Below are 13,138 nucleotides of genomic sequence, written 5' to 3'. Positions count from 1 at the left end.
CTGCTAACCTAATTAAGTACTTAAGGCTTCCCTCACCCACGCATTATTCGTATGGGAAATCTCTCTTAGTCTTAAGCGTTCTTTGGATTTCGGACCGTTATTGCGGATAATCTCTTTAAAAGTATTCCAGTTCGGTTGTTGATAATTCCATTGTTGAAGTTCTGAATCAAACTTCATCGTAGAATCTGGTATCGTTAGTCCAAGCGATAGAATTCGAGGTACATATTTTGTGAAAAAGTCCTGCCTTAGTTGTTCATTTGTTTTTGTTCGAATTCTATATTTAATGGTTATATCCTGTTTTGATGTACCTGTTGTTGTCGCATCACTCGGACCAAAAAACATAAGAAGTGCTTCCCACCAACGATCCACAGCGTCTTGAATCATTGACCTCTGTTCGATGCTACCTTCAGCTAATGCAATGATAATGGATTCACCATGTTGAGCATGAAATACTTCTTCCGCACAAATCCTTTTTAAGGCTCTAGCATATGGACCATAGGATGCATCTAGCATATTTGTTTGTGAAATGATCGCCGCACCATCAACAAGCCATCCAATTAGACCAGCATCTCCCCATGTAGGCGCTTCCATATGAAATACATTATGAAACTTCAAATCTCCTGAAAATAGATCCTGCATGATTTCGTCTCTAGATTTTCCTACAGGCTTCATTAAATCTTCAGTAACTCTTAATAGTAGCTGGCCATGCCCCATCTCATCTTGTACTTTTGCCATGATACCAAGTTTTCTTCGGAGCGTAGGTGCCTTAGGTACCCACTCTTTTTCAGGTAGTGCCCCCATAATTTCACTAATTGCGTGCATGGAGATTAACTTAATGAGAGCCGAACGATATTCAATTGGCATCCAGTCATCCGCTTCAATTTTTTCCCCTGTTTCGATGCGTGTTATAAAATGCAGTTGCTTTTCTTCTTCAGTTAAAGATTGAAAGGTAAGAAGGTCGGACATTTTAACGCCTCCTGTTTATAACGTATATTTAACGTTATTATATAATGTTGTTATATAAAATTCAATCTTAAATTTTCAGAATATAAAATTAGTCTCTGGTGAATTTGAGTGTTGCTCTTTATTTAAGGTGTGGGTTTAAGTAGCTTATTCTGGGAGGAATGGCCTCGGCACGAAGACCAAGCCAAGACGAGACGAAAACCATTATGCCAATTAATCAGTATTAAGGAATGATTTAAAAAGAAAACTGAGCAAGGAAAAGAACCTCACTTTTTCTTCTTTTTGTTAGTTGATAACAAGTGCGACTGGGCACTTAGTCTACTCAAAATTTGAATGACGCGACATATTTCCGATTTTCTAAAAAACAAAACAAAATTAATTGCAGGGGCCTCCTGCAAAAAATCTCGTTTAGATGACAAGTCTACTATATACGCATAACTATTTTGATTTCCTGCCTATTTTCCGCGCAGTGGAATGTAGATTTCAGCTAATTGATGCAGCTCTAGATAGTATATTGGAGGTTTGCGTCTGTCCAAATTCATATATAAGCGGATACTTTCGAAATATAAGCCGAATTCTGGAAATACGGTCAGATTTTCATTTTTATAAGCCAAAATTCTAATATATGAGCCGAAATTTACCTTTCATAAGAAATAATACATAATTTACCATTATAATTTTTACTCAGCCACAACAGATAGATCAAACTATATAAATTGTGGTGTATGAGTGTAGTACTCCTCACAGCGTTCTTTAGCTTTTTGATTATGACGAATGTTATCAAAAGATGACAAAGTTATCATTCGGGTTACTTTAAATAAATCAAAAAAAAACGCCCTAAGGCGCTTTTACAATTTAAATTGGTATTTAATTAATCCTGACTTCCGCAATGTGTCAAATAAGATTACGATGCTCGGTCCAACAATCAAGCCGATAAACCCTAGTATCTGGAATCCTAAATACATACTAATAAGAGAAGCAAGTGGACTGATCCCCATACTTGAAGAGTATACCTTTGGTTCGATCACTCTTCTTACTACAGTAATCACGAGGAATAAAATAATTAATCCAACACCCGTTTCTTGCTGGTTCGATAAAAAACAATAAACCGCGTAAGGTACTAGAACCGAACCTGTTCCCAATACGGGTAAGATGTCTACTAACACGATAACAATTGATAAAAGAATCGGATAGTCAGCTTGAATGATTAACAATCCAACATAGCTTAGGATAAAGGTTAAAACACTAAATAATAGCTGTGCTTTTACAAACCCAATTCCTGCTCGGTTTAGCTGGGTAGTCATAAACAACAATTTATCTCTTGTTTTTTCTGAAAAGTAGCCTAGAATTTTATTCTTCAACCTTGGCAAGTCAATGCTAAAAAGAAATAAGGCGATAAAATAAACTAATATTTCAAGCAGTGTTTGCGGTATGGTTGTTATGAGTAGGAGCGTAGATTGAGTTAAGTTTGATGCTCCAGTCAATATTGAAGTCTCTAGGGAAGCAAAGCTATTTTCTATAGCATCTATGACTTCTTTAGGAACTTTAGCAGAGAATACCTCCCATTGATTCATATACATTCCGACGAGAGTGTTTATTTTTGCTAATAAGAATGGGAGATTAGACGAGAAGTAAAGAAGTTGTTCAACTAGCTTTGCTAATAAGATGTAGCTTATAAACCCTGTCATCGATAAAAATAGAATAAAGACAATGATGACAGAATAGACCCTTTTTAGCTTCCACCTTTTTTGTAAGGACAAAATAAACGGCTCAAAAAGGAATGCAGTTAAGAGTCCTAAAAGAATGGGTATGCTTTTAGGAAGTAAGAAAAACGCAATAATTATAAATAGAAGTACTACTATGAATTTTTTCATTATATTCCCGCTCTCTTTTCCTAGTAAACTAAGAATCCTTATTATAAAGGTAACCTTTATTTATGTAGTTTTACAAGAAAATTCGAAGGGAATTTTAAATTTTTTTTCTCTCAAAAAAATCTGCTTCAAAAGCAGATTTTTCTTCTTCCTTTACTTCGGGTTAAGTCTAGCTAGTTCTTCTTCGTATAGCCTAATTATTTGTTGCTGATCCTCACCTGAAATAGAAGAAGTAAGAATTCGTTTGACAGCTAAATCAAACTTTTTTTGTGGTGTTGAACGTGCACGCGGGTGGGAAAGTTCATCTTTAAGATCCATTATGATGGTCTTCTGAATGATGGAAAGAGAATCTATATTCATCTCAATGCTCCTATTATTCCAAAGCTGTTGAAAGGATTTTAAGAGCAAGTCAAAGGATGTTGTCATTTTACGTGCTCCTCGTTATTCCTTGAAATGATATGTCCAAAATACTTCTTTAGATAACCACTTGGAAATGTCAGAATCTCCATCTTTTAATTTCTGCTCTATTCCAACCATCATTTGTGAAGTCTGGCTTTTATGCGCTTTTAGAGCAGCTATTTTTTGATCTGATACTTCCTCAATATTGATCTCTATATCTGGTTCACCTAGTACTTCACGACAGTTCTTCGAAAATGCCATCGTATGTAATGTCGGACGCTCGTTCTTTGGAAGACGAGATACTGCCAATATTGTTGCTGCCCCACATGCATCATGATCTGGATGTACAGCATATCCAGGATAATGGGTGATAACAAGAGTAGGCTGTAATTCCTTCAGTAAAACAGAAATACTATCTGCAACTAGTTCTGGATCTTCAAACTCTAGTGTCTTATCTCGAAAGCCAAGTAGTCTTAAATCCTGCACCCCCATTGCCTCACAAGCTTCTTCTAGCTCTTTTTTTCTAATATGGGGCAATCGTTCGCGGTTCGCAAATGGAGGAACACCCATATTTCTTCCCATTTCACCCAAAGTTGCACAGGCATATGTAACAGGAACTCCTCTTTTCGTATATAGTGTAATGGTTCCAGAAGCCCCAAATGCTTCATCATCAGGATGAGGTAATACAACCAAAATGTGTTCTTTCATATGATTCGCTCCTTACTCAAATGGTGTTTGACTTACCTGAAATGCAACTGCAAGCTTACCGTCAGCATCATGTCCTGCTATTAGAAGTCTTCCTTTATCGTCGGTCTCCCAGTCGGTGAGACCTTCTGCATAAATCCAGCCCATTTCCATCTTTAAACCGATTCGATATGGACCGTCACCACTAATTTTACCTTGCTCATATACGATTTTCCCATTTCGAATATAGGCTCCTACCACCATTTTCTCATGTAAATGGCTTGCATATGCTCCATTTGTGGTTTCTAAATGCAAGTAAACCGGCTTGTCTTTAAACAAGTCTAAAGATTTTTGCACGCTGTCTTTAATTATGGGTTCCATTGTTCATCCTCCAAGTTTGATGTATGTATACGTTTAAATACGGAAATGATAATAGTAAATCTTAACAAAGGGTGAGAATATTGGAACTACAGGAAAATATGATCTTCTCTATTACTGAAAAGTTTATCCCTAATTTTAGCAAAGCACAAACGTTACGTATTGCTGATTTTAATGACAAGACCGTTAAAATTGAAATGGGTCAATCAAAATCTAGAGGAGCATTCCCTATTGATCAGTTTAAGGGGCTTGTTCGAAATGGATCATTGATTTTGACACGAGAAGATTCTCCTTTAGAAGAGCTCTTACTTGCTTCAAAAGAAGGCACTGCCTCATAGCTTCATCATATCATGAAGATTGATTAAAGTGAAAAAGGATACTCCTTTTATCCCTTTTATGTTGTATTGTATTGAATCTTGCAATAACTGAAACAGGCTGACCGAGTACTTTTCGGTCAGCCTGTTTCCTTCTTAATCCATTTACTGTGCCGTATATCCACCGTCTATAACTGCCGCTTGACCAGTGATTCCTTTTGCCAGATCACTAGCAAGGAATAAGGCGTAATGGGCAATCTCTTCAACAGATAATAACCTCTTTTGTGGCACTAAAGGATAAATAACTTCTTCTAATACGTTTTCAAGTGGAACATTCCGTGTTTTGGCCAAATCCTCAAGCTGGTTTCGAACCAAAGGAGTATCTACATAACCAGGGCAAATGGCATTCACCGTTATACCATGCTCAGCCCCTTCTAATGCGGCAACCTTTGTTAGCCCAATGACCCCATGCTTAGCAGAATTATAAGCAGACTTTCCTGCAAACCCGACTAGCCCATTTATCGATGCCATATTAATAATTCTTCCAAATCCTTGTTTCTTCATAACCGGGAACACATGTTTAATTGCAATAAAAGGAGCGATTAGCATGACCCTAGTCAATAATTCGAATTTTTCAACTGGAAAATCCTCGATTGCTGACACGTATTGAAGTCCAGCATTATTGATACAAATATCCAAGGTACCGAAATGGTCAATCGTTTGATGAATAGCTGCAATCATTTCTCCCTCATTGGTCACATCACATTTGATTCCGATTGTTTCGTGCCCATTGCGATTTAGTTCCTCAGATACATTCATTACTTTTTCTTCTTGTAGATCTGTTAGGACAATTTTTGCTCCAGAAATCGCAAATGCTTTAGCTAATTCATATCCAATTCCACTAGCAGCACCTGTGACAAATACAACTCTTGAATCGACCATTCGCTCTTCTCCTCTCCGTGTGTTATATGCCTAAGCCCAGTGAAAATAAAACGATGGCTAGTATCGTTCCAAGTGCAGGAACAATTACGGTAACGATACCGACAGCACCATAGGCCGCTTGGTGTGTTTCACCACATATTGCTCGTATCGTCGTTACAACATAGCCATTATGTGGTAATGAATCTAATGCTCCTGAAGAGATTGATACAACACGGTGTAACGCTTCGGGATTAACACCCATATCCAGATAATGTGGTGCAAGTATAGGTAAGGCGATCGCTTGCCCTCCTGAAGCTGAGCCAGTCATACCAGCAATCACACTTACCGCAATTGCTCCTCCAATTAGCGGGCTACCTGGAATACTAGTCATCGTATCAACCGCAACCTGAAAGGCTGGTACTGCTTTTGCTACTCCTCCAAATCCAACAACTGCAGCTGTATTACCAATCGCGATTAGTGCACCCATTGTTCCTTCTGAAACCGCTTCCCAAAAGTTTTTAAAATAGGTTCTGTTTAATAAGTAGGTTGCAACAACTCCACTTAACAACGCAACGATTAGCGCTGATTGTTTTAAGCTGTCATGGAATACAAAAGAGATGATTAAAACAACGACTAAAGGTATCAATGCCATGATTGGATTCGGTAACTTCCTTTCCTTCATAACAGGATCGTTTTTACGTGCTTCGAATACTTCCCCTTTGTTTACAGCCTTTGTAATCATTCTCTTCAACCACCAATAACCAAACACCGCCATAAAGACTGCAACAATTAAACTCACTTCCGAGCCAGCATATGGTGTTGTGCCTAAAAATGGAATTGGAATCCAGTTTTGTATTTCAGGTGAACCTGCAGAAGTCATCGTAAATGTAACGGATCCAAAAGCCAATGCAGCTGGAATAAATCGACGTGGTAAATTGGCTTGTTTGAATAAACTTAATGCCATCGGGTAAACAGAGAATGCGACAACGAATAAGCTTACTCCTCCATAGGTTAAAATGGCACATGCCATTACAATAGCTAAAACAGCAAATTTCATACCGAGTTTGCCAACAATCCACCCAGAAACGCTATCTGCTGCTCCACTATCCTCCATAACCTTACCGAAAATAGCCCCTAACAAGAACATTAGATACCAAGCAGTTACAAAACTTGAAAAACCTGACATATAATTCCCGACAAAATTTGCTGCACCCTCTTCAGCAAGCTGTGGAAACAATGGCAACCCACTAAATAATGCCACAACAAGGGCACACAGAGGACCTGCAATAAGGAGATTCATTCCTCTCATCGTTAAAAAAATTAATAAGACCAAACCACCAACTAAACCGATCATACTTAACATGATTCTTTCCCCCTTCATTAATAGTAAACGCTTTCAATGATACTCGAAACACTTGCACCTCCTGTTTTCAACTCTCGTATTATATACAAGCAAGAAACGTGCCAATGTTTGAATATTGAGATTTCCTATCTTTTAGAAAAATAGTCCATTCTTAAGTCCAGACTTTCGGAAAAGTATGAACTTTTTTTCCCCCAACGTCTTGTCCATCTCGATTAACAAGTAGGACTTTAATTGAAACGACAATATTACAAAAAAAATCCACGAATTCGGAATGTTTTCCGAGTTTATGGACTTAACCTAATCCGTACTTTTTTATCTTTTCATAAAAGCTCGATTTGCTTATTTTTAGACTGATTGCAGCCTGAAGTTTATCATAATTATTTTCAGCTAAAGCTCTTGTTAGAATCCTCTTATCCGCATCCTCCAATTCTTCCTTATATGTTCGCCCTTTGGGAGTGGGACTTCGGTCACTTGTCAAATAGGGTGGCAACGAATCAACTGTAATAATTTCTTCTTTTGTTAAATGAATCGCTGCTTCAATGACGTTCTCAAGCTCTCTTATATTACCTGGCCATTGATAAGAGAGAAACAGATTCATAACATCAGGACTAAAATGGTTCACCCGTTTTCCAATTTTCTTAGAAAGTTTGTTTAAGAAGTGGGGTACTAATAAAGTAAGGTCTTCAATTCTTTCACAAAGAGGTGATAAATGAATGGGCATCACATGAATCCGATAAAATAAATCCTCTCTGAATTTCTTTTCAATCATCATAAGCTCTAATGGTCGATTCGTTGCTGTAATCACTCGAACGTCGATTCGGATAGGCTTTAAACTACCAATCGGTTCAATTTCACGTTCTTGAAGAGACCGTAAAAGCTTTACTTGCATATGTAACGGCAAGTCACCTATCTCATCTAAAAAAATAGTACCACCATTGGCAATTAGAAATTTCCCTTTCTTCCCACCTCTTTTTGCCCCTGTAAACGCCCCTTCCTCATATCCGAATAATTCAGACTCTAGTAACTCTTGTGGAATGGCACCACAATTGACTTTAACAAATGGTTTGTTACTTCTAGAGCTAAGTAGGTGAATACTGTGGGCTATGAGTTCCTTTCCTGTTCCGCTTTCCCCTCTAATTAGGACCGTAATGTCACCGTCTGCAACTTTTTTCACTTGCTGTTTAATGTTTTTCGTAGAAGCAGTGGTTCCAATAATGTCGTTTAAGGAATACCTAACTCCACTTAACTCTTTTTCCAAATGTAAAGATTCCTCTAATTCCGTGAAAAGAGCGTCCTTAATATGGCTATTCATCGTTTTCCATTCCTTTGTATCACGAAATAGTACGGTTCCAATTGCCCCAATGACTTTTTCTTCTGAGAAAATCGGGATTCGATTTGCTACCATATAATTGCCCTTTATATACTGAAGCTCTCCAATCTCCTCTTTCCCTGTCGTAACAACGATATGCATTCTGGTGTTTTCAATCACCTCTGTCACGTGAGAACCAATAACATCATCACGGACTACCTGTAAAAAGGTACAATAATTTCGATTAATGTAAATGATAAATCCGTTATGATCTACCACCACTATCCACTCATATGCATAATCGATGATAGCTTCTAATATCTGGCTATCGTAAAGTAAATCCTTCGTTAGCATCATGAATTCTCCTTTTCCGCTAATCTCTTAAACTAGATCTTTTGACCGAAGCCACTTTAATGCTTCCCTCATGCTTAAATTTGATAGCTTTTCATGGTATGCATCAACAAAAGACAAAAACCCATCCTTGTTTACTTTCGAATACTCTCGAAGAGCACAACCAATAGCCTTATTGATAAAAAATTCAGTTGTACCAAGACAGACATCTTTTGATGATGGCTTGTAGAAGATCAAAATCGGTTTGTTTTTTATATTTTAATTGAAACAAAATGGCAGAGCGGTTCAGCCATATATTATCGGTGTTTAGCCATTTATCTATATAGAGCGGAATCTGTTCTGGAAACTTTTTCATATAGCCACCAACATGATTAGATGCGATGTGATCCACTGTATCCCACCATGATTTCTTTGTAATCATATATTCAATTTGTTCAATATCTTCTACTTCTGCATGCTTTTTAAATTTATTGTCCACCAAATACAATGCAACAATTTGAAGTCCGCTTTGTTTCGTTTAAAAAAGCTGCTATATGCAAATTGGGAGTTCAGATTGTCCTGGGCAGCACTTGACTGATAGATATAACTTGGTTAATTCTCTTAGTTGAGGTGCCCGTAATCCAAGATAGTTTAATTGATTTTCAATATATTAACTCATTTTTTCAGCTTCTTGCTTATTCCCTCTTTGTGAGAGTTGTAGAATAATCCCTTCAACAAATGGATGTAACATAACTCTTCATTCCTTCTATAATGAAGTATTCGAAAAGGTTGACCAATTTTCCTTCTTTCATAGAAAAAACTCGGTTTCCCGAGTTATTTCAAACAGTATATCAATGCTGGCACCCTTCACAATAAAAACATTTTTTTGAAGAGATTATTTCTTTTATTATCCTTTGACCACATCTAGTACAAGTCTCTCCTTCACGGTCATAGACGAGACAATTTTCATTATATCCACCTGTTAACTGGTCTTGTTGGTAAAGCGGCATTTCCATATACCCACCAAGTTCAAGCGCTCTATTTAACACAAGCTTTATACTCGAAAAGAGTTTCTGAATATCTTGAGATGTTAGTTCATTACACTTTTTTGTAGGTAAGAACTCTGCGTGGTAACATATTTCATCTGTATAACAGTTTCCAATTCCAGCAATAAAATGCTGATCTAACAAGGTTGTCTTTAATCTTCCTTTTTTCTTTTCTATCAGTTCACTGAATTTTTCTAATGTGAATGTAGGATCAAAGGGTTCTGGTCCAAGATCCTGGAATTCAGCTTCTACTTCTTCATGTGTTAACAAATGGAGATAACCAAGACGCAGACCAATAAAGAATAACTCCCGCTCGTTAAAATCAAAGATTATTTGTTTTGTACGTTTTGGTTGATCCTCCACCGAACCAACATACATAATCCCCCCAAGCATTAAATGGAGAAGTAAGTTGTATCCATTTTGCAATTGAAAGAGTAAATGTTTTCCTCTTCGTTGAATCTCCATTACCGACTGACCGATGACCTTCTGACTAAATACATCTTCTGAGACGTTAATTGATTTTTGACGATTGATGGTTACTTTTGTAATTGTTTTATGGAGAATTTGTTTTGATAGCAGTCTTCGATAATTTTCCATCTCTGGTAATTCAGGCATTGATCTCACCTTTTTATTTGTAGCTTTAGCTTATAGACTAGTTTCAAACCATGAAAATGAATAGCAAAGTCAGGAATTACATTTCATCGGGTGTAGCTATCCCTAATAATCTAAGTCCTTCTTTAAGAACGACTCCAACAATGAATGAAAGCTGAAGTCTTGCCTGCTGCATTACACTATTATCTATAATTTTTATAGCGTGGTAATAGGAATTGTATTCTTTTGCAAGATCTAGTAACAATCTAGCTAGTATGGAGGGTTCATGTTCATAACACGCCTTCTTGATGATCTGTGGAAAGCCAACTAAGATTTTAATGATTTCCCAGGCTTCTTTGTCATGATTGTTTAAAGGTATTCCATCACCAAAATTCCCTTTACGAAGCAATGATTGAATTCTCGTATAGGTATACTGTAAATAGGGCCCAGTTTCCCCTTCAAAGGCTAGCATCTCATCAATTGAAAACTCAAAATCATGAATCCGATTATGTTTAAGATCATGAAAAATAATTGCACCTACTCCAACTGCCTTCGCAATTTTTTCCTTATCTTGGGCTTTAGGATTTTTAGCCTCTATATTCTCCATTGCCAATGAAATGGCCTCTTGTAGCACTTGATCTAATAGAACGACTTTCCCTTTTCTCGTCGACATTTTCTTCCCATCTTTTAAAATAAATCCAAATGGTACGTGCACTAGCTGGTCATACCATTGGTAATTCATTTTTTGAAGGACTGTTCTTACTTGTTTGAAATGAAGAGATTGTTCCTGCCCCACTACATAAACTGCTTTATCGAAAGTATACATATTCTTTCTGTAGAATATCGAAGCTAAATCACGAGTTGCGTACAATGTAGCCCCATCACTTTTTAAAATTAAACAAGGAGGAAGGTCTTCTTCATTGAGTGGAACAATTTGTGCTCCTTCTGATTCAATCAATAACTGCTTGTTTCTTAACTCTTCAATGACCTCAATCATTTTATCATTGTAAAACGATTCTCCTTGTTCACTGTCAAATCGAACTCCAAGTAATTGATAAATGCGCTCAAATTCAACTAAGGACAGGTCTTTAAACCACTTCCAAAGATGTAGAGCTGTTTCATTACCATCCTCTAGAAGTTTGAACCATTTTCTACCTTCAGCATTTAATGAATGGTCACTTTCAGCAACTTCATGGAATTTCACATATAGGTCAAGTAACTCTTTGATGGGATTTGCTTGGATCAAATCATCATTTCCCCATTTCTGATAAGCTGCAATAAGCTTTCCAAATTGCGTTCCCCAATCACCTAGATAGTTGATTCTTGTTACTTCATATCCTAATTTCTCATACAAGTATCCAATCGAGTTACCTATGACTGTTGAACGAAGATGCCCCATGGAAAATGGCTTGGCGATATTTGGTGATGACATGTCAATGACTATTTTTTTACCTTCTCCAACCTCATGTGAACCATACTTTTCCCTCTGTTTCATCATTTCTTCCATAACATGCTTGAAGACAATGGTCTGGTCTAGGAATAGATTTACATACCCACCAATTGCTTCTACCTTACTAAAAAATGGATTCTTGATTTCCTGTGAGAGCTCTGATGCGATCCTACTTGGAGATTTTTTAAATTTTTTCGAAAGTGTGAAGCATGGAAAAGAGACATCTCCAAAACTTGATTGTCTAGGTTGCTCCAGTAAATCCTGGATTTCCTCTTTATTCATTGGTAGATAGGTCGATAAAATCACAGCTGTCTCATTCATATACATTTAGATATTCTCCTTCCTCTAAAAAACAAAAAACCCCCGTCTCAATATATAGAGACGAGAGTTGCATTCCCGTGGTACCACTCAGTTTGTTCAATTAAGAACCACTTTTCTTATATAACGGCTTATACCGGCAGGCTCTACTTTAGTTCAAGCATGCATCTCCGAAGTGCGCTTCGTAACAACGTATGATCAGGCTTACACCATCCCTGACTCGCTATACATATGCATTGACACTACTCTCTTCATCGTCGATTTTCGATTTTAGTTAATTATACATAATTCCCGTGATTATTCAACAAGTATTTAATAAAAATAAGGCTGTTTTCGTAAACTTTGTTGCTGTTTATTCAAAAAGGGGAGTGGTTGATTGTAACGAGTACTCGCTTTCCGCGATGCGGGTGGAGAGTCTCACCTGTCCCGATGCTCCCGCAGGAGTCTCGCGTATACGTTTAAAATCATCTTATTATCAATGGGTTGCTTTCACAAACTCCTTTCTAAAAGCAATTATTTAGAAAAGAGCCTAAATTTAATATATTTAATACTTGCAACTCCTGAAAACATCCCTTTTTCTTGGATTATTTCCCATCATGTTTTTAATAATATTGGTGGAAAATAAGAAAAACAAGGAGGGATTATCATGGGTAAAAAGCATAGAAGTCGTATTCATTCACCGAAAAAAAATAACCATATACCACAAGAAGCCATAATTGCTGAACATGAAGCACATAGTAAGGAGAATTCTGCAAAGGGCAGAAAAAACACATAATCTAACAAAAACAAGAAAAAAGAAAAATTCTTTTTTCTTTTTTTTATTTACTGAATTTGAAATCTTCCTATCTCCGTCCATCCCTCTGGAAGAAGCTGATAGTATGTTTTCCCACCTAGTCCTTCGTCAAAAAAGAGAATATCCCATGTTCGTATGTATCGCGCTTCCGAGTTTTTAGGCATTAAATCCCTTACATTAAATCTTCTAAATACTTCGTAAATAGCCTCTTCATGGCAATATGCATCCACATTTAACCTGAATACTTGCTTGTATCCTTTTTTTTGATTGATTTTAGGCGTTTGCATGAGCGTAATATCATAGCATTTTTTTATTTTTTCCTTTTTTCTTATAGATGGAATTGTCGGTGGATGGATCATCACTGCTCACCCCAGGACATATTTTTCTCTATCATACAAAATTAGAACG

15 protein-coding genes and 1 other annotated feature are annotated in these 13,138 nt (G+C 37.0%); of the genes, 2 read left to right on the top strand and 13 right to left on the bottom strand.

Features of this window, described 5'->3' with window-relative positions; all coding sequences use genetic code 11:
• Nucleotides 1-12 precede the first annotated feature (12 nt).
• The 5 genes from paaA to ACOI1C_RS05695 all read right to left on the bottom strand — a co-directional run bounded on the left by paaA (nt 13) and on the right by ACOI1C_RS05695 (nt 4,298).
• Nucleotides 13-966: a 1,2-phenylacetyl-CoA epoxidase subunit PaaA gene (gene paaA, locus ACOI1C_RS05715; RefSeq protein WP_422508880.1), complete on the bottom strand. Its 954-nt coding sequence runs from the start codon at nt 964-966 to the stop codon at nt 13-15.
• An 845-nt stretch (nt 967-1,811) separates the two neighbouring features.
• Nucleotides 1,812-2,837, bottom strand: a complete 1,026-nt coding sequence (ytvI, locus tag ACOI1C_RS05710; protein ID WP_422508878.1) for a sporulation integral membrane protein YtvI — start codon at nt 2,835-2,837, stop codon at nt 1,812-1,814.
• A gap of 150 nt (nt 2,838-2,987) precedes the next feature.
• Nucleotides 2,988-3,260, bottom strand: coding sequence for a hypothetical protein (locus ACOI1C_RS05705; RefSeq protein WP_422508876.1), 273 nt, complete (start codon nt 3,258-3,260; stop codon nt 2,988-2,990).
• A 15-nt stretch (nt 3,261-3,275) separates the two neighbouring features.
• Nucleotides 3,276-3,941, bottom strand: coding sequence for a bacillithiol biosynthesis deacetylase BshB2 (gene bshB2 / locus ACOI1C_RS05700; RefSeq protein ID WP_422508874.1), 666 nt, complete (start codon nt 3,939-3,941; stop codon nt 3,276-3,278).
• A gap of 12 nt (nt 3,942-3,953) precedes the next feature.
• Nucleotides 3,954-4,298, bottom strand: coding sequence for a YojF family protein (locus ACOI1C_RS05695; protein ID WP_422508872.1), 345 nt, complete (start codon nt 4,296-4,298; stop codon nt 3,954-3,956).
• Between the two features lie 80 nt (nt 4,299-4,378).
• Here ACOI1C_RS05695 and ACOI1C_RS05690 point away from each other — a divergent pair, with 80 nt between their 5' ends.
• Nucleotides 4,379-4,633, top strand: a complete 255-nt coding sequence (locus ACOI1C_RS05690; protein WP_422508869.1) for a hypothetical protein — start codon at nt 4,379-4,381, stop codon at nt 4,631-4,633.
• A 141-nt stretch (nt 4,634-4,774) separates the two neighbouring features.
• Here ACOI1C_RS05690 and ACOI1C_RS05685 read toward each other — a convergent pair whose 3' ends face one another.
• From ACOI1C_RS05685 to argS, 7 genes are all read right to left on the bottom strand, one after another.
• On the bottom strand, nt 4,775-5,551 hold the full coding sequence (locus ACOI1C_RS05685; RefSeq protein WP_422508867.1) for a 3-hydroxybutyrate dehydrogenase: 777 nt from the start codon (nt 5,549-5,551) through the stop codon (nt 4,775-4,777).
• Between the two features lie 22 nt (nt 5,552-5,573).
• On the bottom strand, nt 5,574-6,893 hold the full coding sequence (locus tag ACOI1C_RS05680; RefSeq protein WP_422508865.1) for a GntP family permease: 1,320 nt from the start codon (nt 6,891-6,893) through the stop codon (nt 5,574-5,576).
• Nucleotides 6,894-7,185: 292 nt separating this feature from the next.
• Nucleotides 7,186-8,556 carry a sigma-54 interaction domain-containing protein gene (locus ACOI1C_RS05675; RefSeq protein ID WP_422509194.1) on the bottom strand — a complete coding sequence of 457 codons (1,371 nt, stop codon included), beginning with the start codon at nt 8,554-8,556 and terminating at the stop codon, nt 7,186-7,188.
• Nucleotides 8,557-8,583: 27 nt separating this feature from the next.
• Nucleotides 8,584-8,790 carry a DNA alkylation repair protein gene (locus ACOI1C_RS05670; protein ID WP_422508863.1) on the bottom strand — a complete coding sequence of 69 codons (207 nt, stop codon included), beginning with the start codon at nt 8,788-8,790 and terminating at the stop codon, nt 8,584-8,586.
• The gene (locus tag ACOI1C_RS05665; RefSeq protein WP_422509192.1) at nt 8,741-9,049 is read right to left on the bottom strand and encodes a DNA alkylation repair protein; all 309 of its coding nucleotides are present in this window, start codon (nt 9,047-9,049) and stop codon (nt 8,741-8,743) included. The genes ACOI1C_RS05670 and ACOI1C_RS05665 overlap by 50 nt, the downstream gene beginning before the upstream one ends.
• A gap of 334 nt (nt 9,050-9,383) precedes the next feature.
• Entirely contained in the window at nt 9,384-10,193 is an 810-nt protein-coding gene (gene mutM, locus ACOI1C_RS05660; protein WP_422508861.1) for a DNA-formamidopyrimidine glycosylase, read from the bottom strand.
• Between the two features lie 76 nt (nt 10,194-10,269).
• On the bottom strand, nt 10,270-11,946 hold the full coding sequence (argS, locus tag ACOI1C_RS05655) for an arginine--tRNA ligase (RefSeq protein ID WP_422508859.1): 1,677 nt from the start codon (nt 11,944-11,946) through the stop codon (nt 10,270-10,272).
• Between the two features lie 47 nt (nt 11,947-11,993).
• Nucleotides 11,994-12,204: a binding site (T-box leader), on the bottom strand.
• Nucleotides 12,205-12,583: 379 nt separating this feature from the next.
• Between argS and ACOI1C_RS05650 the strand changes: the two genes are divergently transcribed.
• A complete protein-coding gene (locus ACOI1C_RS05650; protein WP_422508857.1) occupies nt 12,584-12,712 on the top strand; it encodes a hypothetical protein in 129 nt (42 codons plus the stop codon).
• 47 nt (nt 12,713-12,759) lie between these two features.
• On the opposite strand, the gene ACOI1C_RS05645 is transcribed toward ACOI1C_RS05650, so the two are convergent.
• Nucleotides 12,760-13,089, bottom strand: a complete 330-nt coding sequence (locus ACOI1C_RS05645; protein WP_422508855.1) for a hypothetical protein — start codon at nt 13,087-13,089, stop codon at nt 12,760-12,762.
• Between the last annotated feature and the right edge of the window lie 49 nt (nt 13,090-13,138).

The organism is Bacillus sp. DJP31, assembly GCF_049310945.1.
Classification (GTDB): Bacteria; Bacillota; Bacilli; order Bacillales; family SA4; genus Bacillus_BS.
Note: the sequence above shows the minus strand (reverse complement) of the source record. Positions and strands in the feature narration are given on the sequence as shown.